25 protein-coding genes and 1 riboswitch are annotated in these 23,992 nt (G+C 61.9%); of the genes, 7 read left to right on the forward strand and 18 right to left on the reverse strand.

What is annotated here, in order from left to right:
* Nucleotides 1-5: 5 nt before the first annotated feature.
* Both hisC and ACQRD3_RS03100 read right to left on the reverse strand, forming a co-directional pair.
* Nucleotides 6-1,073 (reverse strand): histidinol-phosphate transaminase, encoded by a 1,068-nt coding sequence (gene hisC, locus ACQRD3_RS03095; protein ID WP_427779773.1) that lies wholly within the window; start codon nucleotides 1,071-1,073, stop codon nucleotides 6-8.
* Nucleotides 1,070-1,264: a DUF951 domain-containing protein gene (locus tag ACQRD3_RS03100; protein WP_080908526.1), complete on the reverse strand. Its 195-nt coding sequence runs from the start codon at nucleotides 1,262-1,264 to the stop codon at nucleotides 1,070-1,072. The genes hisC and ACQRD3_RS03100 overlap by 4 nt, the downstream gene beginning before the upstream one ends.
* Before the next feature lie 137 nt (nucleotides 1,265-1,401).
* Between ACQRD3_RS03100 and ACQRD3_RS03105 the strand changes: the two genes are divergently transcribed.
* Complete coding sequence (locus ACQRD3_RS03105) at nucleotides 1,402-2,340, forward strand: S1 RNA-binding domain-containing protein (RefSeq protein ID WP_427779776.1); 939 nt, start codon at nucleotides 1,402-1,404, stop codon at nucleotides 2,338-2,340.
* Nucleotides 2,341-2,420: 80 nt separating this feature from the next.
* Here ACQRD3_RS03105 and ACQRD3_RS03110 read toward each other — a convergent pair whose 3' ends face one another.
* Together ACQRD3_RS03110 and glyA are read right to left on the reverse strand one after the other, a co-directional pair.
* Nucleotides 2,421-3,698 (reverse strand): replication-associated recombination protein A, encoded by a 1,278-nt coding sequence (locus ACQRD3_RS03110; RefSeq protein WP_427779778.1) that lies wholly within the window; start codon nucleotides 3,696-3,698, stop codon nucleotides 2,421-2,423.
* A 158-nt stretch (nucleotides 3,699-3,856) separates the two neighbouring features.
* Nucleotides 3,857-5,101: a serine hydroxymethyltransferase gene (glyA, locus tag ACQRD3_RS03115; RefSeq protein WP_080908528.1), complete on the reverse strand. Its 1,245-nt coding sequence runs from the start codon at nucleotides 5,099-5,101 to the stop codon at nucleotides 3,857-3,859.
* A 105-nt stretch (nucleotides 5,102-5,206) separates the two neighbouring features.
* On the opposite strand from glyA, the gene nth reads away from it, so the two are divergent.
* From nth to ACQRD3_RS03135, 4 genes are all read left to right on the forward strand, one after another.
* Nucleotides 5,207-5,851, forward strand: a complete 645-nt coding sequence (nth, locus tag ACQRD3_RS03120) for an endonuclease III (RefSeq protein WP_427779780.1) — start codon at nucleotides 5,207-5,209, stop codon at nucleotides 5,849-5,851.
* Nucleotides 5,852-6,018: 167 nt separating this feature from the next.
* Nucleotides 6,019-6,198: a hypothetical protein gene (locus tag ACQRD3_RS03125; RefSeq protein ID WP_080908530.1), complete on the forward strand. Its 180-nt coding sequence runs from the start codon at nucleotides 6,019-6,021 to the stop codon at nucleotides 6,196-6,198.
* Nucleotides 6,199-6,320: 122 nt separating this feature from the next.
* Nucleotides 6,321-6,418, forward strand: a riboswitch (purine riboswitch).
* 29 nt (nucleotides 6,419-6,447) lie between these two features.
* On the forward strand, nucleotides 6,448-7,749 hold the full coding sequence (locus ACQRD3_RS03130; RefSeq protein ID WP_427779784.1) for an amidohydrolase family protein: 1,302 nt from the start codon (nucleotides 6,448-6,450) through the stop codon (nucleotides 7,747-7,749).
* 69 nt (nucleotides 7,750-7,818) lie between these two features.
* Nucleotides 7,819-8,439: a DUF4230 domain-containing protein gene (locus ACQRD3_RS03135; RefSeq protein ID WP_427779785.1), complete on the forward strand. Its 621-nt coding sequence runs from the start codon at nucleotides 7,819-7,821 to the stop codon at nucleotides 8,437-8,439.
* A gap of 89 nt (nucleotides 8,440-8,528) precedes the next feature.
* Here ACQRD3_RS03135 and ACQRD3_RS03140 read toward each other — a convergent pair whose 3' ends face one another.
* The 7 genes from ACQRD3_RS03140 to tsaE all read right to left on the reverse strand — a co-directional run bounded on the left by ACQRD3_RS03140 (nucleotide 8,529) and on the right by tsaE (nucleotide 14,657).
* The gene (locus tag ACQRD3_RS03140) at nucleotides 8,529-9,359 is read right to left on the reverse strand and encodes an HAD family hydrolase (RefSeq protein ID WP_427779787.1); all 831 of its coding nucleotides are present in this window, start codon (nucleotides 9,357-9,359) and stop codon (nucleotides 8,529-8,531) included.
* Entirely contained in the window at nucleotides 9,356-10,303 is a 948-nt protein-coding gene (locus ACQRD3_RS03145) for a transketolase family protein (RefSeq protein ID WP_080908533.1), read from the reverse strand. Before ACQRD3_RS03145 ends, ACQRD3_RS03140 begins: the two co-directional genes overlap by 4 nt.
* A gap of 1 nt (nucleotide 10,304) precedes the next feature.
* The gene (locus tag ACQRD3_RS03150) at nucleotides 10,305-11,225 is read right to left on the reverse strand and encodes a transketolase (RefSeq protein WP_427779789.1); all 921 of its coding nucleotides are present in this window, start codon (nucleotides 11,223-11,225) and stop codon (nucleotides 10,305-10,307) included.
* Between the two features lie 26 nt (nucleotides 11,226-11,251).
* Nucleotides 11,252-12,730, reverse strand: a complete 1,479-nt coding sequence (locus ACQRD3_RS03155) for a phosphomannomutase/phosphoglucomutase (RefSeq protein WP_427779791.1) — start codon at nucleotides 12,728-12,730, stop codon at nucleotides 11,252-11,254.
* Between the two features lie 151 nt (nucleotides 12,731-12,881).
* Nucleotides 12,882-13,511: a uracil phosphoribosyltransferase gene (gene upp / locus ACQRD3_RS03160; protein WP_427779821.1), complete on the reverse strand. Its 630-nt coding sequence runs from the start codon at nucleotides 13,509-13,511 to the stop codon at nucleotides 12,882-12,884.
* Nucleotides 13,512-13,521: 10 nt separating this feature from the next.
* Nucleotides 13,522-14,235 (reverse strand): tRNA (adenosine(37)-N6)-threonylcarbamoyltransferase complex dimerization subunit type 1 TsaB, encoded by a 714-nt coding sequence (tsaB, locus tag ACQRD3_RS03165; protein ID WP_427779793.1) that lies wholly within the window; start codon nucleotides 14,233-14,235, stop codon nucleotides 13,522-13,524.
* Nucleotides 14,232-14,657: a tRNA (adenosine(37)-N6)-threonylcarbamoyltransferase complex ATPase subunit type 1 TsaE gene (tsaE, locus tag ACQRD3_RS03170; RefSeq protein ID WP_080908536.1), complete on the reverse strand. Its 426-nt coding sequence runs from the start codon at nucleotides 14,655-14,657 to the stop codon at nucleotides 14,232-14,234. Before tsaE ends, tsaB begins: the two co-directional genes overlap by 4 nt.
* Before the next feature lie 108 nt (nucleotides 14,658-14,765).
* On the opposite strand from tsaE, the gene ACQRD3_RS03175 reads away from it, so the two are divergent.
* Nucleotides 14,766-15,959, forward strand: a complete 1,194-nt coding sequence (locus tag ACQRD3_RS03175) for an FtsW/RodA/SpoVE family cell cycle protein (RefSeq protein WP_427779796.1) — start codon at nucleotides 14,766-14,768, stop codon at nucleotides 15,957-15,959.
* Between the two features lie 122 nt (nucleotides 15,960-16,081).
* Nucleotides 16,082-17,365, forward strand: a complete 1,284-nt coding sequence (locus ACQRD3_RS03180; RefSeq protein ID WP_080908537.1) for an Ig-like domain-containing protein — start codon at nucleotides 16,082-16,084, stop codon at nucleotides 17,363-17,365.
* A 49-nt stretch (nucleotides 17,366-17,414) separates the two neighbouring features.
* Here the strand turns inward: ACQRD3_RS03180 and ACQRD3_RS03185 are convergent, their stop codons facing one another.
* The 7 genes from ACQRD3_RS03185 to ACQRD3_RS03215 form a co-directional block, all read right to left on the reverse strand.
* A complete protein-coding gene (locus tag ACQRD3_RS03185; protein ID WP_080908538.1) occupies nucleotides 17,415-17,813 on the reverse strand; it encodes a GtrA family protein in 399 nt (132 codons plus the stop codon).
* Nucleotides 17,806-18,756, reverse strand: a complete 951-nt coding sequence (locus tag ACQRD3_RS03190; protein ID WP_427779799.1) for a glycosyltransferase family 2 protein — start codon at nucleotides 18,754-18,756, stop codon at nucleotides 17,806-17,808. Before ACQRD3_RS03190 ends, ACQRD3_RS03185 begins: the two co-directional genes overlap by 8 nt.
* Nucleotides 18,757-18,869: 113 nt before the next feature.
* Nucleotides 18,870-19,574, reverse strand: a complete 705-nt coding sequence (locus tag ACQRD3_RS03195) for a sigma-70 family RNA polymerase sigma factor (RefSeq protein ID WP_080908540.1) — start codon at nucleotides 19,572-19,574, stop codon at nucleotides 18,870-18,872.
* Nucleotides 19,571-20,008, reverse strand: a complete 438-nt coding sequence (gene spoIIAB, locus ACQRD3_RS03200) for an anti-sigma F factor (protein ID WP_080908541.1) — start codon at nucleotides 20,006-20,008, stop codon at nucleotides 19,571-19,573. Before spoIIAB ends, ACQRD3_RS03195 begins: the two co-directional genes overlap by 4 nt.
* A gap of 17 nt (nucleotides 20,009-20,025) precedes the next feature.
* Nucleotides 20,026-20,334, reverse strand: a complete 309-nt coding sequence (locus tag ACQRD3_RS03205) for an STAS domain-containing protein (protein WP_080908542.1) — start codon at nucleotides 20,332-20,334, stop codon at nucleotides 20,026-20,028.
* An 85-nt stretch (nucleotides 20,335-20,419) separates the two neighbouring features.
* The gene (locus ACQRD3_RS03210) at nucleotides 20,420-21,193 is read right to left on the reverse strand and encodes a hypothetical protein (RefSeq protein WP_080908543.1); all 774 of its coding nucleotides are present in this window, start codon (nucleotides 21,191-21,193) and stop codon (nucleotides 20,420-20,422) included.
* A 122-nt stretch (nucleotides 21,194-21,315) separates the two neighbouring features.
* Nucleotides 21,316-23,982, reverse strand: coding sequence for a valine--tRNA ligase (locus ACQRD3_RS03215; RefSeq protein WP_427779802.1), 2,667 nt, complete (start codon nucleotides 23,980-23,982; stop codon nucleotides 21,316-21,318).
* Nucleotides 23,983-23,992 lie beyond the last annotated feature (10 nt).

The raw sequence follows: 23,992 nt of genomic DNA on the forward strand, positions 1-23,992 counted from the left end.
CCTGCTCAGATCTGCTCGTCGAGGATCTCCTTCAGGGCGGCGCAGAGAGCCTTCATGTCCTCGTCCGTCCCTACTGTGATCCGCAGGTAGTTGCTGATGCGGGGCTTGTCCCACCACCGGACCAGGATCCCACGCTGGCGCAGCCCGTCCAGCAGCGTTTTCCCGGGAATATTCTGATGGCAGACAAAGAGGAAGTTGGCGGAGGAGTCGCAGACGGTAAAGCCAAGCTTCCGCAGACGGCAGGTGGCGCAGGCCCGGGTGTTGATGATCTTGGTGGTGGTCGCACGGAAGTAATCCATATCGCGGATCGCACCCAGCGCTCCGGCCTGGGCCAAACGGTCCACAGGATAGGAGTTAAAGGAATTTTTCACGCTGTTGAGGGCGGCGATCAGGTTCTGATTGCCCACAGCGTAGCCCACCCGCAGTCCGGCCAGAGAACGCCCCTTGGAGAAGGTGCGCACCACCAGCAGATTGGGATACCGGCTCACCAACTCCACGGCGGAACGGGCCCCGAAGTCCACATAGGCCTCGTCCACCACCACCACAGAGTCCGGATTTGCCTCCACAATGGAGCGCAGATCGCAGAAATCCAGTTCCCGTCCGGTGGGGGCGTTGGGATTTGCCAGCACCACACCGCCGCCCGGCTCCAAGAAGGGCTCCAGCGGGAGGGCAAAATTCTCATCCAGCGGGATCTCCCGGTAGGTCAGACCGTAAAAATCCGCAAAAACAGGGTAGAAGGAATAAGTAATATCGGCAAACCGAATCGGTTTATCCGGGTCAAAGAACGCCTGAAAGGCCAGCGAGAGCACCTCGTCGGAGCCGTTACCCACGAAGATCTGCTCCGCCTTGGCGTCCAGCGCCAGGGCGATGGCCTCCCGCAGCTCGGTGCACTCCGGATCTGGGTAGAGCCGCAGGCTCTCCCCCATGGCTGCCTTGATGGCTTTGATGACCATAGGCGAAGGAGGATAGGGATTTTCATTGGTGTTCAGCTTAATGAAGGTCCTTCCCTTGGGCTGTTCACCGGGGACATAGGGGATCAGATCCCGGCAGCGCCGGCTCCACAATTCATTCATGCGTCCGTCTCCTCCGTGCGTATGATCTTTTTGATGTTTTTTTCCGCCTTGGACCTGGGGATCATGAGCTCATGACCGCAGCCGGCACAGCGCAGCTTAAAGTCCATTCCGACCCGAAGCACCTGCCACTGCCGGCTGCCGCAGGGGTGGGCTTTTTTCAATTCCAGCAGGTCCCCTACCCGAACATCCATGCCAGCGCCTCCCGCCTTCCGACCACTTTTCCGCTTATGTTTCTTTATTATAATGTGTTTTCTCCGGCAATTCAAGTTGTCCCGACGCATATAGTGACCTATCCAAAAAAACAACGGAATCTGCGGGAAAGGATTTGGTGAAATTGACGAGTTGTTTTCTCCCGGAAGGTCGGCTGCTCCGCACATTGGAGAATCAGGCCGCCTGCGCTACGGCAGACGCTCTTGCTCACGCACAGTCTGAGGGGACCGTAGTGGAGGGAATGGCCCTTCTCTGCGATGAGAACCACGATCTGCTGGTGCGCGTGGGCCCATTTACCGGACGCATTCCCCGTGAGGAGACTGCGCTGGGGATCTCCGACGGTTCCACCCGGGACATCGCCATTCTCTCCCGGGTTGGAAAACCGGTGTGCTTCTGCATCACCGCGCTGGAGGGGCACAGCGGCCGGATCACTCCCCTGCTCTCCCGCCGCCGGGCGCAGGAACAGGCGCTGAAATCCATTCTCTCCTGGCCCTCGGGCCAGGTGATCCCCGCCACCGTCACCCATCTGGAGCCCTTCGGGGCATTCGTGGATGTGGGCTGCGGAGTCCCTTCCATGATTGGGGTAGAGCGTCTGTCGGTCTCCCGGATCTCTCACCCGCGAGACCGGTTCCGGGTGGGGCAGGAGATCTATGCCGCCGTTCTGGAGACCGACCGGACCGCCGGGCGGGTCATCCTCACTCATCGTGAACTGCTGGGCACCTGGCTGGAAAACGCCGCCCTCTTCCGCCCGGGGATGACGGTTCCCGGGTGGGCCCGGGGCGTCAAGGATTACGGCACTTTTGTGGAGCTCACCCCCAATCTCTCCGGTCTTGCCGAGTGCCGGGAGGGGGTCCGGGACGGCGACCGGGTATCGGTGTATATCAAGTCCATTCTGCCCGATCGGATGAAGCTCAAGCTGCTCATCATTGACGCGCTTCCTCCGGAGGAGGGCCCTGAGCCGCCCATTTATTTCATCACAAACGGCAATCTTGCACGCTGGCGCTATGCGCCGGAGGGCTGTCTGAAATCCGGAGGGGAGACCATCTTTCATTCCTAAAACAGAAGTGAGGCGGAACTGCCGGTCGGCAGCCCCGCCTCTTCTTCTCCCTGTCCGACTGGTACGGCCGGGGAAATCTGTTACCCGCCCATCTGTTCTCCCCGAATTTTTTCCCAATATTGCCGCGCCGCCTGCTCGGCCTTGTTCTCCGCATAACGATAATAATGGGTCCCGGCCAGCGCGTCGGGCAGATACTGCTGCCTGACCCAGTGATGGGGGAAGTCGTGGGGATAGAGATAGCCCTGCTCCCGCTCCTGTCCAGCGGAATCCAGGTGTTTGTTCTGCAGATGTCTGGGGTAGTCTCCCGTCTTTCCCGCCCGCACGTCGGCCATGGCGGCATCCAGCGCCATATGGGCCGAGTTGGACTTGGGAGAAGTTGCCATCAGCACGGCGGCGTCCCCCAGAGGGATGCGGGCCTCCGGCAGGCCCAGCATGGTGGCCGCGTCCACGCATGCCTTCACGATGGGAATGATCTGAGGGTAGGCCAGCCCCACATCTTCGCATGCGATGACCATCAGCCTTCGGCAGGGGGAAAGCAAATCTCCCGCCTCCAGCAGCCGGGCCAGATAGTGACAGGCGGCATCCGGGTCAGAACCCCGAATGGACTTCTGGAGCGCGGAGAGAAGGTCGTAGTGATCGTCCCCCTCCCGGTCATAGCGCATGGCCGAACGTTGGGCCACAGTCTTGGCGTCCTCCAAAGTAATGACAAGGTTCTCCCCTTGCCGCTCTGCCGCATTCATCAGGAGTTCCACAGCGTTCATGGCCTTTCGGCAGTCCCCGCCGCAGGCGGCGGCGATATGCGCCACAACCCCCTCCTCGCACCGGGCCTTGGCCCCCAACCGCTCCCCCATGAGGCGGAAACCGCGCTCCACAGCAGGCATCAATTCATTGGCGCTCAAAGGTTTAAACTCAAAAACACTGGAGCGGGAAAGCACAGCGTTGTAAACGTAGAAGTAGGGGTTCTCCGTGGTGGAGGCGATGAGAGTCACATCGCCCCGCTCTATGACTTCCAGGAGAGACTGCTGCTGCTTTTTATTGAAATACTGGATCTCATCAAGGTAAAGCAAAACCCCTTCCGGGGCCAGAAGCGTACCTACTTCTCCGATCACGTCCTTCACATCGGAAAGAGAGGCTGTGGTGGCGTTGAGACGGCGAAGGGTGCGGTTGGTCCGCTTGGCGATAAGGTTGGCCACCGTGGTCTTACCCGTCCCGGAGGGGCCGTAGAAAATGAGGTTGGGAATGCTGCCGCTCTCGATGATACGGCGCAGAAGCCCACCTTCTCCCAGGATGTGCTTCTGCCCCACCACCTCCTCCAGCGTCTCGGGGCGGATCTCATCCGCCAAGGGCCGATATGTCATAGGCTCCCCTCCTGTCCTCTTCCCGGTCTAAACGGCTGTACCGGGGGAAAGATTGTTGTTTTTATTCTAACATATGTTCTATTTCTTTGTAAAGCCTCACTTGGCAACAAAAATGGACGAAACGGGATCCCGTTTCGTCCATTTTCTTTTGACCTGAATCAGCCCTCGTACAGAGGGAAGCGGCCGGTGAGCTCTGTGACCTGGGCACGCACCGACTCCGCCTGTCCCTCAAAATCCCGGGCCACCGCACCAATGTATTTGGCGATGAGGGCCATTTCCGGCTCTCGGAAGCCCCGGGAAGTAACGGCAGGCGTGCCGATCCGCACGCCGCTTGTGACGGTGGGCTTTTCGGGATCGTTGGGCACTGCGTTTTTGTTGGCGGTGATGTTCACCTCGTCCAACCGGTGCTCCAGCTCCTTGCCGGTGAGGTGCATGGAGCGCAGATCCAGCAGCATCATGTGGTTGTCGGTGCCGCCGGAGACCAGATCGAACCCCTCTGCCAGAAGGGCATTGGCCAGTGCAGAGGCATTTTTCACGATCTGCTCTTCATAGGTCTTGAACTCGGGCTTGAGGGCCTCTCCCAGCATCACGGCCTTAGCTGCGATAACGTGCTCCAGCGGGCCGCCCTGACTGCCCGGGAAGATGGCGGAGTCGATCTTCTTGGCATACTCCGCCTTACAGAAAATCATGCCGCCCCGGGGGCCCCGCAGGGTCTTGTGGGTGGTGGTGGTGACCACGTCGGCATAGGGGATGGGAGACGGATGGAGCCCTGCCGCCACAAGACCCGCAATGTGAGCCATATCCACAAAAAGATAGGCCCCCACCTCATGCGCGATCTCTCCAAACGTTTTGAAATCAATGATGCGGGGATAGGCAGAGGCACCGGCAATAATCATTTTCGGGTGGTTTTTCCTTGCCAGCTCCCGGACCTGGTCGTAGTCGATGCGGCCGTCCGCACCCACACCATAGGAGATGATATTGTAGTTTTTACCGGAAAAATTCACAGGAGAACCGTGAGTCAGGTGTCCGCCGTTGCTGAGATCCATGCCCATCACGGTATCGCCGGGGGTGCAAAGGGCAGCGTAGACGGCGTAGTTGGCCTGTGCGCCGGAATGGGGCTGGACATTGACGTGGTCGGCGCCGAACAGCTTACAGGCGCGGGTACGGGCCAGCTCCTCCACCACATCCACGCACTGACATCCGCCGTAGTAGCGGTGCCCGGGGTAACCCTCTGCGTATTTGTTGGTGAGCACGCTTCCCTGGGCGGCCATCACCGCTTCACTGGTGAAGTTTTCCGAGGCGATGAGTTCAATGTTGCGCTGCTGACGGTCGTACTCGGCGCGAATGGCGGCCCCCAGCTCCGGGTCCTGGGCCTCGATGAGGTCCATGTTCTGCTTCAGCATGTCCCGTTCCCCCTTTAAAAATCCTTTGTTGAATTTTCTGTCGCGCTCCGGCGTTACTTATGATATTATATGGAGAAAAGAATTCCGTCAAGAGGTGAAACCACCATGAAAAAGAAAGAAAAAGCCGCGTTCCTTGTGGCAGAGTTAAAAAATGTCTATCCGGAGGGCATCTGCTCTCTGCTGTATCCCAAGCCCTATGAACTGCTCTTCGCCGTGCGGCTCTCCGCCCAATGCACCGACGAGCGCGTCAACCAGATCACCCCCGCCCTCTTCGCCCGCTTCCCCACTCTGGATGCCTTCGCTCAGGCAGATGTCCGGGAGGTGGAGGAGCTCATCCACTCCTGCGGGTTTTTCCGGGCCAAGGCAAAGGACATCGTGGCCTCGGCCCGGATGCTCCTCTCCGACTTCGGCGGAGAGGTCCCCCACACCATGGAGGAGCTTCTGAAGCTCCCCGGCGTGGGCCGAAAAACCGCCAACCTGATGCTGGGCGATGTGTTCCACACCCCGGGCGTGGTCATTGCGGACACCCACTGCATCCGCATCTCGGGCCGCCTGGGTCTCACCGACGGCACCAAGGACCCGGGCAAGGTTGAGGAGCAGCTTCGCAAGATCCTCCCGCCGGAGGAATCCAACGACTTCTGTCACCGTCTGGTGCTCCACGGCCGGGCAGTCTGCATGGCCCGGGTGCCCAAGTGCGAAGTGTGCACTCTGCGTCCCTGGTGTGACTTTTTCAACCAGGGACGCAAATAACAAGTCGACCGGGTCCGGGATAAAAGATCCTTTTTTCCCCTTTACCTTATTTGTGCACGCTTAAAATCTCTGGTATTTTGACCATACATTGAAAATAGTTTGCCTGCATGATAAAATACATGCAGGTATTCAAAAGCAACAAATTCTTTTTTGTAAAGGAGATTGTTATGAAAGAACAAATGAAAGGCATAGTACTTGTGCTTTTTGGTATTTTACTCTGTTGTGCAAGTGATGAATTGAACAGCACTCTATTTGGAAGTATTGCTGATCAGCCAGTTGCTCTGTTGGGAGTGTTGATCGGTATTGTGGGAATTTTCTTTGCTTTTAGAAACACGAAAGATAAGTAAATCCGTTTGTAGGGGTAGCTTCGGTTTTGAAGCTACCCCCTGTTATTTCGACGAAAGGTTCTCTAAATGCACAAATAAGGTAAAAGGGATTTCCTTTTTCCTCTCTTGACTTTTCCCCGCACTTTTGATAGCATAATAGCGCTTATATAGGCCCATAATTTGGTTGGGCGTATCTACCGGTTGCCGCAAACAGCCGCCTATAAGCTGCCGACAGGGGCATCTTATAGACGGTATTGCGGCAATCTTTTTTTGAGAAAGGTGATCTCTTTGAATGCGGCTTCCTTTATTCTGAAGGGCGACCTCTGCGACAGTCTGGACCGGGAGCGTCTGCGAACCGTTCCGGACGGGTACCTGGTGTGCCTGGACGGTCTGTGTGCCGGGGCCTTTTCCGTCCTGCCGGAGGAATATCGCGCACTCCCCGTGGTCGACTGCTCTGGGAAGCTCATTTTCCCGGGGCTCACCGATCTCCATGTCCACGCCCCCCAGTATGCCTTCCGGGGGCTTGGGATGGATCAGGAGCTGATGGAGTGGCTGGCGGCCAACGTGTTTCCCGAGGAGGCCCGTTACGCCGATCTCGCCTATGCCCGGCGGGCCTACCGGGACTTTACCCAAGCCCTGACCCGCTCCGCCACCACCCGGGCCTGCGTCTTTGCCACCGTCCACCGCCCTGCCACGGAGCTTTTGATGGATCTTTTGGAGGAGAGCGGTCTGGTGGCTTTTGTGGGCAAGGTAAACATGGATCGAGACTGCCCTGACGACCTGCGGGAAACCACCGACGGCTCCGTGGCGGAAACCCGCCGGTGGCTGGAGGAGACAGCGGGAAAGTATAAGCGGGTCAGGCCCATTCTCACGCCCCGTTTTATTCCATCCTGCACCGATCCCCTTCTGGACGAACTGGGCGCAATGGCAGCCATGACCGGACTTTCCGTACAGTCCCATCTGTCGGAGAACCGGGGCGAAGTGGAGTGCGTGAGGCGGCTCCGCCCCGATACAGCCTTTTACGGGGACGCCTACGATCGCCACGGCCTGTTCGGCAGTCATGGCAGAGCAATCATGGCACACTGCGTCCTCTCCTCCGACGAGGAGATCGCCCGGATCAGGGAACGGGGGGTGTATGTGGCGCACTGCCCCCAGTCCAACACCAACCTGGCCTCCGGGGTGGCCCCCGTCCGCCGGTACTGGGACGAAGGGCTGAACCTGGGCCTGGGCAGTGATGTGGCCGGAGGCTCTTCCCTCTCCATCCTCCGGGCCATGGCAGATGCCGTTCAGGTCTCCAAGCTGCGCTGGCGGCTTCAAGATGACAGTCTGCGCCCCCTCACCGTACCGGAGGCCTTCTGGATAGGCACCGCCGGGGGCGGCTCCTTCTTCGGGCGGGTGGGCCTGTTCCGCCCGGGGTATGAATTCGACGCCGTGGTGCTGGACGACAGCCGTCTGACCGCTCCCCGCCCCCTCACGGTGGCCCAGCGCCTGGAACGGGCCGTCTATCTCTCGGAGGACCGGGACGTGGTGCGGAAGTTTGTCCAGGGCCGGGAGGTCAGCCTTCCCTCTTGACTTTTTTTCTTCGGGCGGGTATCATGATACCGCTTTGTCGAATCCACCCGAAGAGAGGAGGTCTTTTCCATGCAGGAAACCAAGCCCCGGCTACGCCCCCTGAAAACCGCCCAATATCTGCTGCTGGGCATTCTCCTGTGCGCAGTGGTCGGATTGGTGTGTTTCTTCGGCGGCCGCGCCAGCGCAGGTGGAAAAGCGGAAAACACCAAATTGGACGCCGTTGTGCTGGAGACCCGGCTCAGCGAGCTCCGAGAGCTGGCCACGGTGAGCTACCGATACACCAACATGGCGCAGTTTCAAAACAGCAGTGACTTTTACGGAGTGAAGATCCCCTTCACCACCAAGCGTTTCATCCTCACCTATGACGGAGAGATCAAGGCAGGAGTCGACCTGAGTCTGGCTCAGGTCGAGGTGTCCGGGGAGACCGTTACCATCCGCCTACCTGAGGCCGCCATTCTCTCTCACGAGATCGATGAGGACAGCGTGGAGGTCTTTGATGAGAAAACCAGCATTTTCAACCCCTTCACCGTGGAGGACTTCTCCGCCTTTCAGGCCGATCAAAAACGGACGGTGGAAGAGAAGGCCCTGAACAAGGGACTGCTCGCCGAAGCCGCCCAAAAGGCCAGAGACAGCGTGACTGCGCTTGTATCTCCCATCCTTCCGAAAGGATACCGCATCTCGGTTCAATGACCAGGAAGGCTCATACAGGCAGTTTCTCTTCCAAGATAGAAACAAGGGCCTCACCGTTTTACAAACGGTGAGGCCCTTGTTTGGTTGATTCAGCAGTCTAACACGTACCGCTCCACCATCTGCCCCACACCTGCATCGGTGTTGGCGGGGGCCTCGTACCGGGCGGCGGATTTGGCCTCCCCGGTACCGTTGGCCATGGCGAAAGACCAGCCCGCCCAGGAGAGCATCTCCAGGTCGTTGCCCGCGTCTCCAAAGGCCATCACCTGCTCCGCCCCCAGCCCCAGATGGGCGGCCAGCGCCTTTAGGGCGGTACCCTTGTTGGCCCCGCCGGCCGCGATTTCCAGATTCTGTGCAAAGGAGTTGGCCACTGCTACCGGCCCGGTGGCGGACGCCGCCTCCAGCACCGGAGAGAGGCGGTCGGCCGGAACATGAAAAATGTTGAACTTCTCCACCGCCCGGCCCGTCAGTTCCGCCTCCAGGGAGTTCGGAAAAATCGTCTTTTCCTCAAACAGGCGGGTAAATTCCGGAGAGAGGCAGTGGGGCCGCACCAGCTCCAGATCCCCCCGCTCCACATAGTTCTGCCCGGAACAGTAAACCTCAAAAGGAAGGCGTTCCCGGTGGAGGAGGCGGATGATCTCTGCCGCCTGCCCCCAGGGGATACTGTTTTCATAGATGCCCCGGTGATTCTTTACATCCCGGACGGCGGCGCCGTTGCCCACGATGGCGTAATCCATCAGCCCCAGCTGCTCCACTGCGTCGGCAATGAGGCTCCAGGTCCGTCCGCTGGCAATAGCCAGCGCCGCACCCCGCTCCGAGGCCGCCCGCAGGGCCGCAATGTTCCGGGGCGGCACCGTCACATGGTCGGCGTCCAGGAGCGTGCCGTCCATATCTACGGCGATCAGCCGGATCTCAGAACTCAAAACTTCAGTTCCATGGCCCGGCGCACCTTGTCGGCGATCCCCTCAGCGGTGAGGCCGTAGTGCTCCAGCACCTGCTCCGCCTTGCCGGAGCGGCCGAACACGTCCTCCACGCCGTGGCGGAGCACGGGCACGGGGCACTTGGCGCTGACGCAGGCACAGACCGCCTCACCCAGACCGCCGATGATGTTGTGCTCTTCGGTGGTGACGATGCAGCCGGTCTCCCGGGCAGCCCGGAGCACCAGCTTCTCGTCCAGAGGCTTAATGGTGTGCATGTCGATGACCCGGGCATCCACGCCCTCCTGGGCCAGCAACTCGGCAGCGGCCAGGGCCTTCTGGACCATGAGGCCCACGGCGATGATGGTCACGTCCTTGCCGGGGCGGAGGGTGACGCCCTTGCCCAGCTCGAACTTGTAGCCTGGGATAGCGTCGGTGACGGTCTCCACCGCCAGGCGGCCCAGACGCAGATAAGCGGGGCCGTCATAGTCGATGAGCGCCTGCACGGCCTGCGTCATCTCGTTGCCGTCGCAGGGGCAACAGACCACCATGCCGGGGATGGAACGCATGGTGGCAAAATCCTCGCAGCACTGGTGGGTCGCGCCGTCCTCGCCTACGGACAGTCCGCCGTGGGAGCCCACCACCTTCACGTTCAGATGGGGATAGGCCACGGAGTTGCGCACCTGCTCAAAGGCCCGGCCGGCGGCGAACATGGCAAAGGTGTTGGCAAAGGGCTTTTTGCCGCAGGTGGCCAGGCCGGCGGCCACGCCCACCATGTCGCACTCGGCGATCCCCATATCAAAGAAGCGGTCGGGATAGGCTTTGGCAAACCCGTCGGTCTTGGTGGCGCTGGCCAGGTCGGCGTCCAGGACCACCAGCTCGGGATATTTCTCCGCCAGGTCCACAATGGCCTTGCCGTAGGCGGCTCTCGTTGCGATCTTCTCTCCCATCTCAGTTCTCCCCCTCTTCGTCCATCAGGCCCAGCTTCTCCAGCACTTCCACGGCGTCGTCCATGGAGTCCACCGCCGCCACGTCGGTGCAGATGCGGACCCGGTTTCTCAGCTCCTCGCGGGCCACCGCGTACTGCTCCTCGTTGGGAGCCTTGCCGTGCCAGCCGGCGTCGTTCTCCATAAAGGAGACTCCCTTGCCCTTGACGGTCCCGGCCAGGAGGACGGTGGGCTTGCCGGTGCAGGCGGCGGCCTGCGCGAAGGCATCCTCCAGAGCGGCCAGGTCGTGGCCGTCCACATGGATGACGTTCCAGTTGAACGCCTCAAACTTTTTATCCAGCGGCTCGGAGGGCATCACGTCAGCGGTGGAGCCGTCGATCTGAAGGCCGTTGACATCCACCACGGCAGTGAGGTTGTCCAGGCGGTACTTGGCCGCCGCCATGGCGGCCTCCCACACCTGACCCTCTTCGATCTCGCCGTCACCCAGGACGGCATAGACCCGGTAGTCCTTCCGGTCGATCTTCCCGGCCAGAGCCATGCCCACGGCGGCGGAAATCCCCTGGCCCAGAGAGCCGGTGGACATGTCAACGCCGGGAACATGCACCATGTCGGGGTGGCCGGACATGTGCCCCCGGATGGAGCGGAAGAGCTTGAGCTCCTCCTTGGGGAAGTAGCCCCTCAGTGCCAGTGCGGCATAAAGGGCGGGGGTAGTGTGGCCCTTGGAGAGGACCAGGCGGTCCCGGTCGGGCGCCTGGGGGTTCTCCGGGTCCACCTTCATCACGTCAAAGTAAAGGACGGTCAGGATATCCGCCACAGACAGAGAGCCGCCGATGTGGCCGGAGGCCGCCGTGTAGACCTGATCCATGGCCAGGCTGCGGATCTTGGCCGCTGCCAGTTCCAGGGTGTGGAGTTTCCTCGCTTCCATTTGATCACCTTTTCTCTTTTAATTCATTACTCCAGAACGGACAGGTCCAGCCCGTCCAGTCCGGTAAGCAGCTCTTTTGCCAGAGTCAGCAGCTTTTTGCAGTCTCCGGATCGGTTTCCCTCCGCGTTCAGCGGGAGGAGCGGATCATGGAGGGACTGGCGCAGGAGCATCCAGCCCTCGGGCAGGGAAAGCCGCACCCCCTCGCAGGTGGGGGCCAGCGCGATCCCCCGCTCCTCCGCCCGGCGGGCGAAGGCCGCCAGCGCTGCGGTCCCCTTCTCCTGAAAATCCTCACCGGAGAGGGGGATGCGCTTTTCTGCTTCCTCCACGGCGGGGGGCAGCTTCGCGATCAGGTCCCCCAGGTGCCCGTGCCGGGCCAGGGCCACGGTCAGCTTCACCGCCAGATAGGCCCCGTCATCCAGAAAGTAGTTCTCCCGGAGCGCCCCGTGACCGGAGGTCTCCATGGCCATGGGACAGTTGACCCCCTCGGCGTTGAGGCGGATGGCCTCGTTGATCACATTTTTATAGCCCCGCTTGAACCGGCGGTGCTTCAGTCCCAGATCTCCCTCCAAAAAGGCGGTGAGCCGGTCGGAGGTCACCGAGTCGGTGACGATGGTGCCGCCGGGGCAGTCGGGAGCCAGGACCGCGGCGGCCAGGGCGATGATGGCGTCCCGGTTGACCTCAGTGCCGTCCGGGAGGACGGCGGACATCCGGTCCACGTCGGTGTCAAAAATGAACCCCAGGTGGGCCTTGTGCGCCAGCACCGCGCCCCGGATGGCCTCCATGGCCTGCCGGTCCTCCGGGTTGGGAATGTGGTTGGGAAAATTGCCGTCCGGGTCCAGAAACTGGCTGCCGGAGCAATCCGCCCCCAGAGGTTCCAGCACGTCCCGGACAAAGAAGCCTCCGGCGCCGTTGCCCGCGTCCACCACGATGTGAAGTCCCGCCAGTGGGTGTTCTCCCCCGCCGACGCCCCGGGTGATCTTCTCCCGGAGAACGGCGGCGTACTCTGCCATCAGCGGGCATGGTTCCGCCGACGCGCCGGTCCCGGGATTCGCCGCCACATCGGCGGCCAGCTCCAGCAGAACAGTGATATCCGGCTTGTCCAGCCCCCCGTCGGGGGTGAAGAACTTCATGCCGTTGCGCTCTTTGGGCAGGTGGCTGGCGGTGAGCATCACCGAGCCGTCAAAGGCGGTGTCGGCAAAGACCGTGCCCATAAACATGGCCGGGGTGGAGGCCAGGCCGCAGTCCAGAGCCGCCGCGCCCTGGTCGCAGATCCCCCGAATGGCCGCGGCCTTCAGCGGCTCTGCGGTCAGACGGGAGTCATGTCCCACGCCCACCCGGAGGTCCTCCGGCGCTTTTCCGGTCCGGCGGGCCAGCCACCGGACAAAGGCGCCCGCAATGCGCTCGCAGGCCTCCTCAGTCAGGTCTACGGCTCCGCCGCCCGGGACGGCCAGGGCCACGCCACGCACATCGCTGCCGTTTTGCAGATGACGAAGGTCGGTTTTCATCTCAGTCACCCTCCTGTTTCCAGACCTTTTAAAAGTATACGCCAAATCCTGTCCCGGGCGCAAGGCCTTTCCGGTGAAAGGGGGAAAGATCTCTCCCGCAGGGACGAAACAAAGGCGGTCGGAACGCGTCCGGCCGCCCTTGGGGCGTTTCTTATTTGGTGCCGAAGATGCGGTCGCCGGCGTCGCCCAGGCCGGGGACGATATAGCCGTGGTCATTGAGTTTTTCATCCACGGCAGCCACATAGATGTCCACGTCGGGATGATCCTTGTGGACCCGCTCGATGCCCTGGGGCGCGGCGATGATGTTCATGAGCTTGATGTGCTTGACATCATAGTTCTTGATGAACTGGATGGCGGCGGAGGCGGAGCCGCCGGTGGCCAGCATGGGATCGAGGATGATGACGTCCCGCTCCGCAATATCGCCGGGCATCTTGCAGTAATACTCCACCGGCTCCAGTGTGGCGGGATCACGGTAGAGGCCGATGTGTCCCACCTTGGCGGAGGGAATAAGGGTGAGGATGCCGTCCACCATGCCCAGACCCGCACGGAGGACGGGGACAATGGCCAGCTTCTTGCCGGCCAGCTGCTTGAAGGTGGAAGTGGCCACAGGGGTCTTGATCTCCACGTCGGCCAAAGGCAGATCCCGGGTGGCCTCGTAGCACATCAGGGTGGCGATCTCACTGACTACCTCGCGGAAGTCCTTGACACCGGTGTTCTCGTCCCGAAGGATGCACAGCTTGTGCTGCAGCAGCGGATGATCCAGAATGTGTACCTTTTCCATGTGTTCCATGTCAGTCATTCCCCTTTTTATTTTCCTGTTCCAACCGCTCCCGCTCGGCCTGAGAGAGGCGGTGATAGTTGGGCGTCAGTTCGGCCGCGGAGATCAGCGTCCCTGCCCGGGCCAGCTCCAGCCCCGCCCGGGCAACGCCCCACGCGCTCTGAAAGCGGAGGTTGGGCGGGACCTGCCGCAGAGCAAGTCCCCGTTTTGTCAATTCATTATAGCACAGACCCGCGCCGTCTCCAACTAAAATTTGCGTCTGCTCCGCCGCTTTCAGTTCCGCAGCCAGCTCGTCCAGGCCGATGGCCCGGTCTGGGGTCAGGCGGCGCACCCGCTCCCCATCGGAGAAGAAGAGTGCGTTGTAGACCTGGCTGCGCCGGGCGTCCATCACCGGGCAAAGGAATCCGGGCAGGGCGGACACGTTCCAGGCCATGGCATCCAGGGTGGAGACCTTGGCGCAGGGCTTGCCCAGCGCCCAGGCCAGCCCCTTGGCCGCCGACACGCCGATGCGCAGGCCGGTAAAGGACCCGGGCCCGGCAGCCACCGCGATGACGTCCACCTCAGCCAGCTTCACCCCGCAGTTTTTCAGCAGCTCCTCCGCCATGGGAAGCAGTGTGCGGGAGTGGGTCAGGCCGCTGTTCTCATAGCTCTGGGCCACCAGGAACTCATCCTCGCACAGGCAGACCGAGGCCGCCGCAGCGGAGGATTCCAGCGCCAAAATCTTCATGTCCCGTCCCCCTCGCAGATGGTGATGATCCGGTCATTCTCTCCCTCGCCCCGGCGGATGTCCACCCGGATGCAGCCCTCCAGCGCGTCGGAGACGGTTTCGCTCCACTCCACGGCGCACACGCCGCCACGGCGGAGGTAGTCCTCCCAGCCGATGTCGAAGAGCTCGTCGGAGCCGCCCAGGCGGTACATATCAAAGTGGAACAGGGGGAGCCGCCCCCCCTCGTACTCGTTGACAATGGTGAAGGTGGGGCTGGTGACCCGTCCGGGAATACCCAGCCCCCGGGCCAGGCCACGGGTAAAGGCTGTCTTGCCCGCACCCAGATCGCCGGTAAAGGCCACCACGGCACCGGGGGACAGGGTCTTGCCCAGGCGCTCGCCCAGGGCCTCGGTCTCCCCTTCCCCCGCAGTACGGTACTCCATTGATTCCCCTCCCACAATTTGTGATCTTTTCCTAAATTGCGCTGGTATAGTATAGCATAAACGCCGGAAAAATGGTATACTGTTTTTATCGATTTCAGAAGGAAGGGGGTGTTTCCGCTGTCTTGGCTTTCCGATTCGCTTCGGGAGTTCTGGGAGCGCGGGGACAAGCTGCTGCTTGCCCTGTGCCTCGCGGCCAGCGGCTTCGGCCTCGTGCTCATTTACTCCGCCACCCGCTGGAACAACGACAACCGCAGCGTAGTGGTCCAGGCCCTGGGTATTTTTCTGGGGGTGCTGGTCTATATCGCCCTGTCCACTGTGGACTTGGAGCTCTTTGTGGAGAAATCCTGGAAGTGGCTGCTGGCCTTTAATGTCGTCCTCATTCTTGCCCTCATCCCCTTCGGCTGGGGCGACACCGCCACCGGCAACAAAAACTGGATCTCTATCCCCGGCACTCCCCTGAATGTTCAGCCCGCCGAGGTGGCCAAGCTCACCTTTATCCTCCTGCTGGCCTGGCAGTGCGCCCGGCTCCAGAAAAAGGGGATCAGCAGGCCCTCCTCCGTATTTCAGCTGGTGGCCCACACCGGGCTGATGGGGGGGCTCATCGCCGTGGTCTCCGGAGACATGGGCATGACGCTGGTCTACCTTTTCCTCTTTGTCATGCTGGCCTGGACCTCCGGGGTCCGGCTGCGCTGGTTTGTCCTGGGAGCGGCGGTGTGCGCCGGCGGTGTGGCGGTGATCTGGCCCCGCATCAGCGATAAATACTTCGCCAAGCGGATCACGGTGGTCATCGACCACATAACGGGCAATCCGGCCACGCTTGTCGAACAGACCCAGGGAAAGGGATGGCAGCAGACCCGGAGCATCCTGGCCATCGGCTCCGGCGGGCTCACCGGCCAGGGTTATCTCCAAGGCATCCAGACCCAGAGTCCCTACAAAAACTCCCTCATCGCCCGGAGCACCGACAACATCTTCGCCGTCTGCGGAGAGGAACTGGGACTGGTAGGCTGTATTCTGGTCATCCTCATTCTGGCCGCCATCATTGCCCGGTGCCTCTGGGTGGCCGGTCGGGCATCCAGCCCCATGGCCGCTCTGGCCGCCACCGGCTACGCCGGGATGCTCCTGTTCCAAAGCGCCCTCAATATCGGCATGTGCCTCTATGTCCTTCCCATCGTGGGGCTCACCCTCCCCTTTTTCAGCTATGGCGGCACCTCGGTCATCACCATGTTTGCCGCCATGGGAGCGGTATCCTCCATCAAGACCCGCTCCCTCCCCAGCTGGCTGAGCGACCGCAGCAAGCTGTGACAGGCCCCGGCTGTCCATTTCTTTTTTGATCGGGGTTCCCAAAATAAGAATAACCTCCCTGTTCCCGGTGAACACTAACCTCACCCCGAAGGTTTCTTCACCCAAACAAGGAGGTTTTTTCTTTGAAACATCTCACTCGCCGCTGGACGGCTCTGGCCGTCGTCTGTGCCTTTACCCTTGCGCTCCCCGTCTCCGCCGCCCTGTTCGGCGGCAGCCAGGAGCTCCCCTCGGTGGCCGCCTTCTCCAAAAACGGCCTTGCCCCCGATGCCATCTCCTTCTCCCCCACAGATTTTCAGGTCTCCGGCAATGCCGATCTCTCCTCCATTGTCCTGACCTCCCTGCCCGACCCCAGCGCCGGGATGCTCACCATCGCCAACCAGTCCCTTCCCCTGGGCAGCGAGGTGGCCATGAGCGCTGTCAGCGGCATGCAGTTCACCCCGCTGGCCACCCCCATGCTCTCCGCCACCAGCTTCACCTTCTCTCCTGTCTTTTCCGACGGAACCACAGGTGACGACGTGACGGTGGGACTCTATCTGCTCGCCAGTGCCAACACCGCGCCTGTGGCGGAAAATCTGGAGCTCACCACCTATAAAAACGTGGAGATCACCGGCACCTTTTCCGGGGTGGACCCGGAGGGCGACCTGCTCACCTTCCAGCTGGTGAGCAAGCCCGCCCGGGGTGCGGTGACCCAGAGCGAGGATGGCTCCGCGGCCTTTGTCTACACGCCCTATGAGGACAAGACCGGCAAGGACGCCTTCACCTATGTGGCGGTGGACACCGTGGGCAACACCTCCGCCCCCGCCACTGTGTCCATCCGCATTGAAAAGCAAAAGACCAAAGTCACCTACGCCGACATGGACGGCGTGGCCGGCCACCGGGAGGCCGTACGCTTGGCTGAGGCCGGACTTCTCATCGGCGAGCAGATGGGCGATCAGTATTTCTTCCACCCCCAGGAGGCCATGAGCCGTGCCCAGTTCACCTCACTTGCCATGGCCGCCGCAGGCGTGACCCAACTGGAAGGCGTCACCCTCACAGGTTTTGCCGACGACGAGGCCATGGCCACCTGGGCCAAGACCTGCGCCTCCACCGCCCTGAAGGCCGGACTGATCCAGGGCACGCTGGATGAGAACGGACAGGTTGTGTTCCAGGCCGACGCCCCCATCACTGCCGCCGAGGCGGCTGTGGTGCTGGATCGGGCGCTGAACGTCACCGACGTCTCCGACGCCTTCTCCGCCGCCGCCCCTGCCTGGGCCAGCCAGTCGGTCTCCAACCTGGCCAGCTGCGGCGTGGTCCCCACCACTGCCTCTCTGGAGTCTCCCCTCACCCGTGCCGAGGCCGCCGTGCTCCTCTCCGGCACTCTGGATGTGCTGGAGAGCCGGGACAGCAGCGGCTGGTTCAGCTGGTAATCCTCCGTGCAAAAAGGACGCTTCCTGCATCTGCCGGAAGCGCCCTTTTTTACTTCTGAAAGGCAAAAAAACGCTGGCCGAAATAGTTGAGCACCGTGTAGAGTCCCATTCCGCAGAGCTTGGTGAGCCGCTCCACCCACACCCCGGACAGCGGGGTGAAGCCCAGAGCCCACCCGGCCAGAGGCTGGGCAATGGCGTAGGCCAGCACATAGCAAACGGCCACATTGACCGCGAATTTCACCGCCGACCGGCCGAAGGTCTCCTCACTGCGGAAGGTGAACTTCCGATTGAGGAAAAAGCTCATCACCGCCCCGGCTACATAGGCGATGGCCGTACTGGGCCAGTAGCCCAGGCCCTCCAGGGCGAACATGAGCGCCATGGACAAAAGGGTGTTCCCCACGCCCACAAGAAGGAACTTGGGGATGGAGGAGTCCAGCAGCTTACTCATCGTCCAGCACCTCCCGGATGAGAAAGCGGGGACGGCCCTTGGTCTCCAGATAGATCTTGCCGATATATTCCCCGATGACCCCCAGCGACAGGAGGATCAGTCCTCCGATGGCCCACACCGAGCAGATGACGCTGGCCCAGCCCAGGATCGTGGCTCCGGTGGCCCAGCGGACGATGGAGTAGATGAGCATAAGGATGCTCACAGCGAAGATCAGAAAGCCCAGGCCGGTGATATACCGGATGGGCTTGGTGGACAGGCTGGTGATCCCCTCCATGGCAAAGGCCAGCATCTTCTTCAGCGGGTATTTGCTCTCCCCGGCAAAGCGCTCTCCCCGCTCGTACTCCACAGTCCCGGCGGTGTAGCCGATCATGGGCACGATGCCCCGGAGGAAGAGGTTGACCTCCCGGAACTCCGCCAGCCCCTCCAGGGCCCGGCGGGACATCAGGCGGTAGTCGGCGTGGTTGAAAACGGTCTCCGCTCCCAGAAAGTTCATCACCCGGTAGAAGCCCTCGGCGGTAAAGCGTTTGAAGAACGTGTCCTTCTTTCGGGAGGAGCGGACGCCGTAGACGATGTCGCAGCCGGCATAGTAACGCTCCAGCATCCCGTCCACCGCATCCACGTCGTCCTGGAGATCTGCGTCCATGGAAATGGCCATATCGCAGCGCTCCCTGGCGGTCATCAGCCCGGCCAGCAGAGCGTTCTGGTGCCCCCGGTTCCGGGAGAGATTCACCCCGGAGAACAGATGATTTTCCTCATGCAGCGCCTCGATGAGGGACCAGGTCTTGTCCCGGGAGCCGTCGTTGACAAAGAGGACACGGCTCTTTTCAGAGACCATCCCGGCCGCCATCAGCCCCTCCAGCTTCTCCCGCAGACGACGGGAGGTCTCGGGCAGCACTTCCTCCTCGTTATAGCAGGGAACCACAATGTATAAAATATCCTTCACAGGGTACAACTCCCTCTTTGGTATGGTAGTCTTATTATACGCCTGTCAGACGAAAAAAGGAACCCGAAGGTTCCTTTTCGCGGGAAAAAAGCGGAATGGCGGCCGCCTTCTCCTCAGCCCAGCAGTTCCCGGAGCTGAGCCATGGCTTTTCGCTCGATGCGGGAGACCTGGACCTGGCTCACGCCCAGGATCCGGGCGGACTTCTCCTGCGTCAGGCCCCGGAAATAGCGCAGCGCCACCACCTGGCGTTCCCGCTCTGGCAGCGTGCGCACCGCCTCACGGAGCGCCAGCTTTTCCAGAAGCTCCTCTTCCATTCCCTCGTCGCCCACTGTCTGCTCCAGGGTCAGCCCATCCCCCAGATCCATCTGAAGGGAGGCCACCGGAGCATTGGCGGTCTCCACGGCGGCGATCTCCTCCGGCTCCAGCCCGGTTTCCGCGGACAGCTCGGAGAGGGTGGGCTCCCGCCCCATCTCCGCCTGGAGCTTGTCCCTGGCCTGCCGTACGCTGCCGCCCCGCTCCCGAAGCCCCCGGCTCACCTTCACCGTGCCGTCGTCCCGGAGAAAGCGGCGGATCTCCCCGGCGATCTTGGGGACGGCGTAGGTGGAGAACTGGGTCCCAAAGGCGGGGTCAAATCCCCGCACCGCCTTGACAAAGCCCAGGCAGCCCAGCTGATACAGGTCCTCCGGATCCACTCCCCTGCCGTAGTAGCGTCGGGCCACGCTCCAGATGAGCCCGGCGTTCTCGGTCAGCAGGCGGGCACAGGCGTCATTGTCTCCCGCCCGGGCCGTCTCCAGCAGCGACAGGGTCTCGGCGCTCACGCACCCAGCCGCCTGGCAATGCGGCGGCGCATGACCACGGTCGTTCCCTTTCCCGGTACGGAACGGACCTTCAGGGTATCCATAAAGCTCTCCATGATGGTGAAGCCCATCCCGGAGCGGTCCCCCCCGCCTGTGGTATAGAGGGGGGTCCGGGCCTGGTCCACGTCCGCGATCCCCACCCCGGAATCCTTCACCAAAATCTCCAGCGTGTTGTCTCCAAAAAGCCGCAGGCGCATGGTCACCGTTCCCAGCGTGTCCGGATATGCGTGGACGATACAGTTGGTCACCGCCTCGCTGACGGCGGTTTTGATGTCGTTGACCTCGTCCAGCGTAGGGTCAAGCTGGGCGGCAAAGCAGGCCGCCGCCGTCCTGGCAAAGCCCTCGTTGGCCGAACGGCTGAGAAAGGTGATCTTCGCCTCGTTGATCGGTCTCATATGTATTACCTCCTTCTTTATTCCGCAAAGGGAATCAGCCTGTCCACTCCGGCCGCGCGCAGCACCTTGGCCGCCTGAGCCGGGACATTGGTCAGTGTCATTCCGCCTCCCAGCTCCTTCATCCGGCGCCAGGTCCGCAGCACCAAGGCAATGCCCGAGCTGTCCATAAAGGTCACCCCGCCCAGATCCAGCTCCAGTTTTCTGGGCAGTGCGGCATCCACCTGCCTGGCCAGCTCTGCCATGAGTGTCCGGGCGGCATGGTGGTCTACTTCCCCCTCGATTCGCGCGCACAGCGCCCTTCCCTCTTCCGCGCAGGTCACCGACATATCCTTTTCCTCCTGTTCCCGCAAAAAAATCGCTGTATCCCCGAGAGGATACAGCGATTATAGCGCGTTTGACCGATATTTTTTGTCAGAATATGGATTCAAATTGGGTAAACACCCATTTGTCGCCCACCTGGGCGTAAGGGAAACTGTACACCTGCTGTCCGGTAACGGCAAAACCGTTGTTCGGATCCAGTACTTCTACGGTGGTCTGCACGGTGCAGCTTCTGGGAGCCTCCTCCGCCGGCCAGAGGACAGCGGTGGTGGCTCCGCCCTTGGTGATATCCGCCTCCCGACCCGCCGGCAGGGCGTAAAGCCCGTCCCCGGTGTCCAGGAACCGGTCCTGGCCGGGCGGCAGAAGCCCGTCCACCACTTCGTCGGAAAACAGGGTCTTCAGATAGGCCCGCAGGTCATCCAGACTGCGCAGGCCGGAAGCAGTGACTCTGTGGTAGGTCAGGTCGGGCCGGATCTGCGTATCCCCGGCATCCAGTGCCAGCCCGCTGTCGCCATAGCCCGCAAACCAGCTGTACGCCTCGGTGGCCTCCCGGTAGACCCGAAGGACCTCCTCGTCAGACGGCCCGCCCGCTGTGGGAGCGGCCGAAAGCGGAACTTCTGATTCTTCGATGGGTTCCGGGCTCTCCGGGATCGCTTCGCTTTCCGCAGGCGGCGTCCCGGTCTCCGCCGGCTCCGGGCTCTCGGGCACCCGGCTGGGTGCCGGGGAAACCGTGTGGAAGGCCGTGGGCCGCGCTGTCGCGGGAACATTCGTCTCTACTTCAGGGGAAACCGCCGTCTCCGGAGATCGGCACCCCTCCAGTCCCACTGCCGCCAGAACAGCGGCGAGCAGGATCAAATACTTTTTCATTGGGCAACGCCCCTCCTCCGGCCGGATATTCCGCGCCTTGTACGCTATTGTATCCGTCCGGTTTGCAAATCACAACTGCAATCCGATGACAAAACTGTGCATCATTCTGCCGTTTTTCCGGTTTAGCCCAGCGATGCGGCAGATTGCTCCAATTTTGCGATCAGAGCCCGCAGGGTCTCGGCCCGCTCCCGCTGGCCCCGGACCACCTGCTCGGGGGCCTTGCTGACGAAGGCGGGGTTGCCCAGCCGGGCCTCCAGGCCCGCCAGCTCGTTCCTCCGCTGGCCCAGCTCCTTCTCCACGCGCTTCTTTTCCTGCTCCAGATCCACCAGCTCGGCCAGCGGCATAAAGACACGGGCCACATGGGTCACCACCGACACCTGGCCCTTGGCGCTCTCCTCGGCGTCGCTCCCGGCGTCCGAAACGCCCACCACCGTCACGCCGCTGGCGTAGGCCAGACGCTTCAGAAGGGGGATGCCCTGGGTGAACACCCCGGTCTCCAGGGTGGAGATGGTGAGGTGTGCTTTCTTGGAGGGCAGCACGTTGAGTTCGGCCCGCTTGGTGCGGACGGCCCGGGTGGCGTCGATGATGAGATCCACCGCCTTCTCCTCCGCGGGGAAGTCCAGCTCCTCCCGACGCTCAGGCCACTTCTGGAGCATCAGGAACTCCCCCTCGCCGGAGCCGGCCTCCCGGGGCAGAGCCTGCCAGATCTCCTCCGTGAGGAAGGGCATGAAGGGATGGAGCAGCTTCAGTGTCTGGATGAGGACGTAGCACAGTACCTGCTGGGCCTGCTCCTTGGCGGCGGGATCGCTCCCCTGGAGGCGGGTCTTGGTAAACTCGATATACCAGTCGCAGTAGTCGTCCCAGATGAAGTCGTAGACCTTCTGGGCGGCCACGCCCAGCTCGTAGCGGTCCATGTTGTCGGTCACGTCGGGAACGAGAGCGTTGAGCTTGGAGAGGATCCACTTGTCCTCGTTCTCCAGCTCCTCAGGCAGCTCCACATGGTCGATGGTCAGGTTCATCTGCACGAAGCGGCTGGCGTTCCAGATCTTGTTGGCAAAGTTGCGCATGGCCTCGCACCGCTCGGTGTAGAAGCGCATGTCGTTTCCGGGGGAGTTTCCGGTGATCAGGTTGAAGCGCAGGGCGTCCGCGCCGTACTGCTCGGCGATCTCCAGCGGGTCGATCCCGTTGCCCAGAGACTTGGACATCTTCCGGCCCTTGTCGTCCCGCACCAGGCCGTGGATGAGCACGGTGTGGAAGGGGGGCTTGCCGGTGTGCTCGCAGCCGGAGAAGATCATCCGGGCCACCCAGAAGAAGATGATGTCATAACCGGTGACCAGAACGTCGGTGGGATAGAAGTATTTGAAATCCTCGCTGTTCTCGTCCGGCCAGCCCAGTGTGGAGAAGGGCCAGAGGGCGGAGGAGAACCAGGTGTCCAGCACGTCCTCCTCCTGGCGGATGTGCTTGGAGTGGCAGTGGGCGCACTCGGTGGGATCGGTCTCGGAGACGGTGATCTCGCCGCAGTCCTCGCAGGTCCAGGCGGGAATGCGGTGGCCCCACCAGAGCTGGCGGGAAATACACCAGTCCCGGACGTTCTCCATCCAGTTGGTATAGGTCTTGGAGAACCGCTCGGGAACGAACCCGGTCTCCCCCTCGTTGACCACCCGCAGGGCCTCCTTGGCCAGGGGCTCCATCTTCACAAACCACTGGGCGGAGATGAGAGGCTCCACATCGTTGTGGCAGCGGTAGCAGGTGCCCACGTTGTGCTGGTGCGGCTCCACCTTCACCAGATATCCCTGCTCCTCCAGATCGGCCACGATGGCCTTGCGGGCCTCGTAGCGGTCCATGCCGGAGTACTTGCCGTACCCCTCCACTACTTTGCCGTTGTCGTCCAGCACCCGGATGGTCTCCAAATGATGGCGCAGGCCCACCTCAAAATCGTTGGGGTCGTGGGCGGGGGTCATCTTCACACAGCCGGTGCCGAACCGGACGTCCACATACTCGTCGGCCACAATGGGCATTTCCCGGCCCACCAGGGGCAGAATACAGGTCTTGCCCACCAGGTCGGTGTAGCGCTCGTCAGCGGGGTTGACAGCCACACCAGTGTCGCCCAGCATGGTCTCGGGCCGTGTGGTGGCCACGATGACCCAGCGGTCGGCCTCGCCCTGGATGGGGTAGCGGATGTGCCAGAGATGGCCGGGCTTGTCCTGATACTCCACCTCGGCGTCGGAGAGAGCCGTGACACAGTGAGGGCACCAGTTGATGATGCGGCTCCCCTTATAGATGAAGCCCTTGTTGTAAAGGCTCACAAACACATGGCGAACGGCCCTGGACAGGCCCTCGTCCATGGTGAACCGGGCCCGGGACCAGTCGCAGGAGACACCCAGCTTTTTCTGCTGCTCCACGATGCGGGCTCCATACTTCTCTTTCCAGTCCCACACCCGCTCCAAAAACTTCTCCCGGCCCAGATCGTAGCGGGTCAGACCCTCCTTCTCCCGGAGGGCCTCCTCCACCTTGATCTGGGTGGCGATGCCGGCGTGATCGGTGCCGGGGACCCACAGCGCCGCGTAGCCCTCCATCCGCTTGAAGCGGGTGAGAATGTCCTGCAGAGTGCAGTCCATGGCGTGGCCCATGTGGAGCTGGCCGGTGACGTTGGGGGGCGGCATGACAATGGTGAAGGGCTTCTTTTCCGGATCCCGATGTCCCTCGAAGCAGCCGTTCTTCTCCCACATCTCATAGATGCGGCTCTCCACTTCCTGGGGCTCATATGCCTTTGGCAGTTCTTTCGCCATAATCTTGATT

Source organism: Candidatus Pseudoscillospira sp. SGI.172, from assembly GCF_050313575.1.
Classification (GTDB): Bacteria; Bacillota; Clostridia; order Oscillospirales; family Oscillospiraceae; genus Vermiculatibacterium.

What these genes read in the sequence shown, in the direction of transcription:
- ACQRD3_RS03100 (WP_080908526.1), bottom strand. Translation starts at nt 1,264, where the DNA reads ATGGATGTTCGGGTAGGGGACCTGCTGGAATTGAAAAAAGCCCACCCC.
- ACQRD3_RS03125 (WP_080908530.1), top strand. Translation starts at nt 6,019, where the DNA reads ATGAAAGAACAAATGAAAGGCATAGTACTTGTGCTTTTTGGTATTTTA.
- ACQRD3_RS03155 (WP_427779791.1), bottom strand. Translation starts at nt 12,730, where the DNA reads ATGAAAACCGACCTTCGTCATCTGCAAAACGGCAGCGATGTGCGTGGC.
- hisC (WP_427779773.1), bottom strand. Translation starts at nt 1,073, where the DNA reads ATGAATGAATTGTGGAGCCGGCGCTGCCGGGATCTGATCCCCTATGTC.
- ACQRD3_RS03135 (WP_427779785.1), top strand. Translation starts at nt 7,819, where the DNA reads ATGCAGGAAACCAAGCCCCGGCTACGCCCCCTGAAAACCGCCCAATAT.
- nth (WP_427779780.1), top strand. Translation starts at nt 5,207, where the DNA reads ATGAAAAAGAAAGAAAAAGCCGCGTTCCTTGTGGCAGAGTTAAAAAAT.
- ACQRD3_RS03145 (WP_080908533.1), bottom strand. Translation starts at nt 10,303, where the DNA reads ATGGGAGAGAAGATCGCAACGAGAGCCGCCTACGGCAAGGCCATTGTG.
- ACQRD3_RS03110 (WP_427779778.1), bottom strand. Translation starts at nt 3,698, where the DNA reads ATGACATATCGGCCCTTGGCGGATGAGATCCGCCCCGAGACGCTGGAG.
- ACQRD3_RS03150 (WP_427779789.1), bottom strand. Translation starts at nt 11,225, where the DNA reads ATGGAAGCGAGGAAACTCCACACCCTGGAACTGGCAGCGGCCAAGATC.
- ACQRD3_RS03205 (WP_080908542.1), bottom strand. Translation starts at nt 20,334, where the DNA reads ATGTCGGTGACCTGCGCGGAAGAGGGAAGGGCGCTGTGCGCGCGAATC.
- upp (WP_427779821.1), bottom strand. Translation starts at nt 13,511, where the DNA reads ATGGAAAAGGTACACATTCTGGATCATCCGCTGCTGCAGCACAAGCTG.
- ACQRD3_RS03185 (WP_080908538.1), bottom strand. Translation starts at nt 17,813, where the DNA reads ATGAGTAAGCTGCTGGACTCCTCCATCCCCAAGTTCCTTCTTGTGGGC.
- ACQRD3_RS03210 (WP_080908543.1), bottom strand. Translation starts at nt 21,193, where the DNA reads ATGAAAAAGTATTTGATCCTGCTCGCCGCTGTTCTGGCGGCAGTGGGA.
- tsaE (WP_080908536.1), bottom strand. Translation starts at nt 14,657, where the DNA reads ATGGAGTACCGTACTGCGGGGGAAGGGGAGACCGAGGCCCTGGGCGAG.
- glyA (WP_080908528.1), bottom strand. Translation starts at nt 5,101, where the DNA reads ATGCTGAAGCAGAACATGGACCTCATCGAGGCCCAGGACCCGGAGCTG.
- tsaB (WP_427779793.1), bottom strand. Translation starts at nt 14,235, where the DNA reads ATGAAGATTTTGGCGCTGGAATCCTCCGCTGCGGCGGCCTCGGTCTGC.
- ACQRD3_RS03215 (WP_427779802.1), bottom strand. Translation starts at nt 23,982, where the DNA reads ATGGCGAAAGAACTGCCAAAGGCATATGAGCCCCAGGAAGTGGAGAGC.
- spoIIAB (WP_080908541.1), bottom strand. Translation starts at nt 20,008, where the DNA reads ATGAGACCGATCAACGAGGCGAAGATCACCTTTCTCAGCCGTTCGGCC.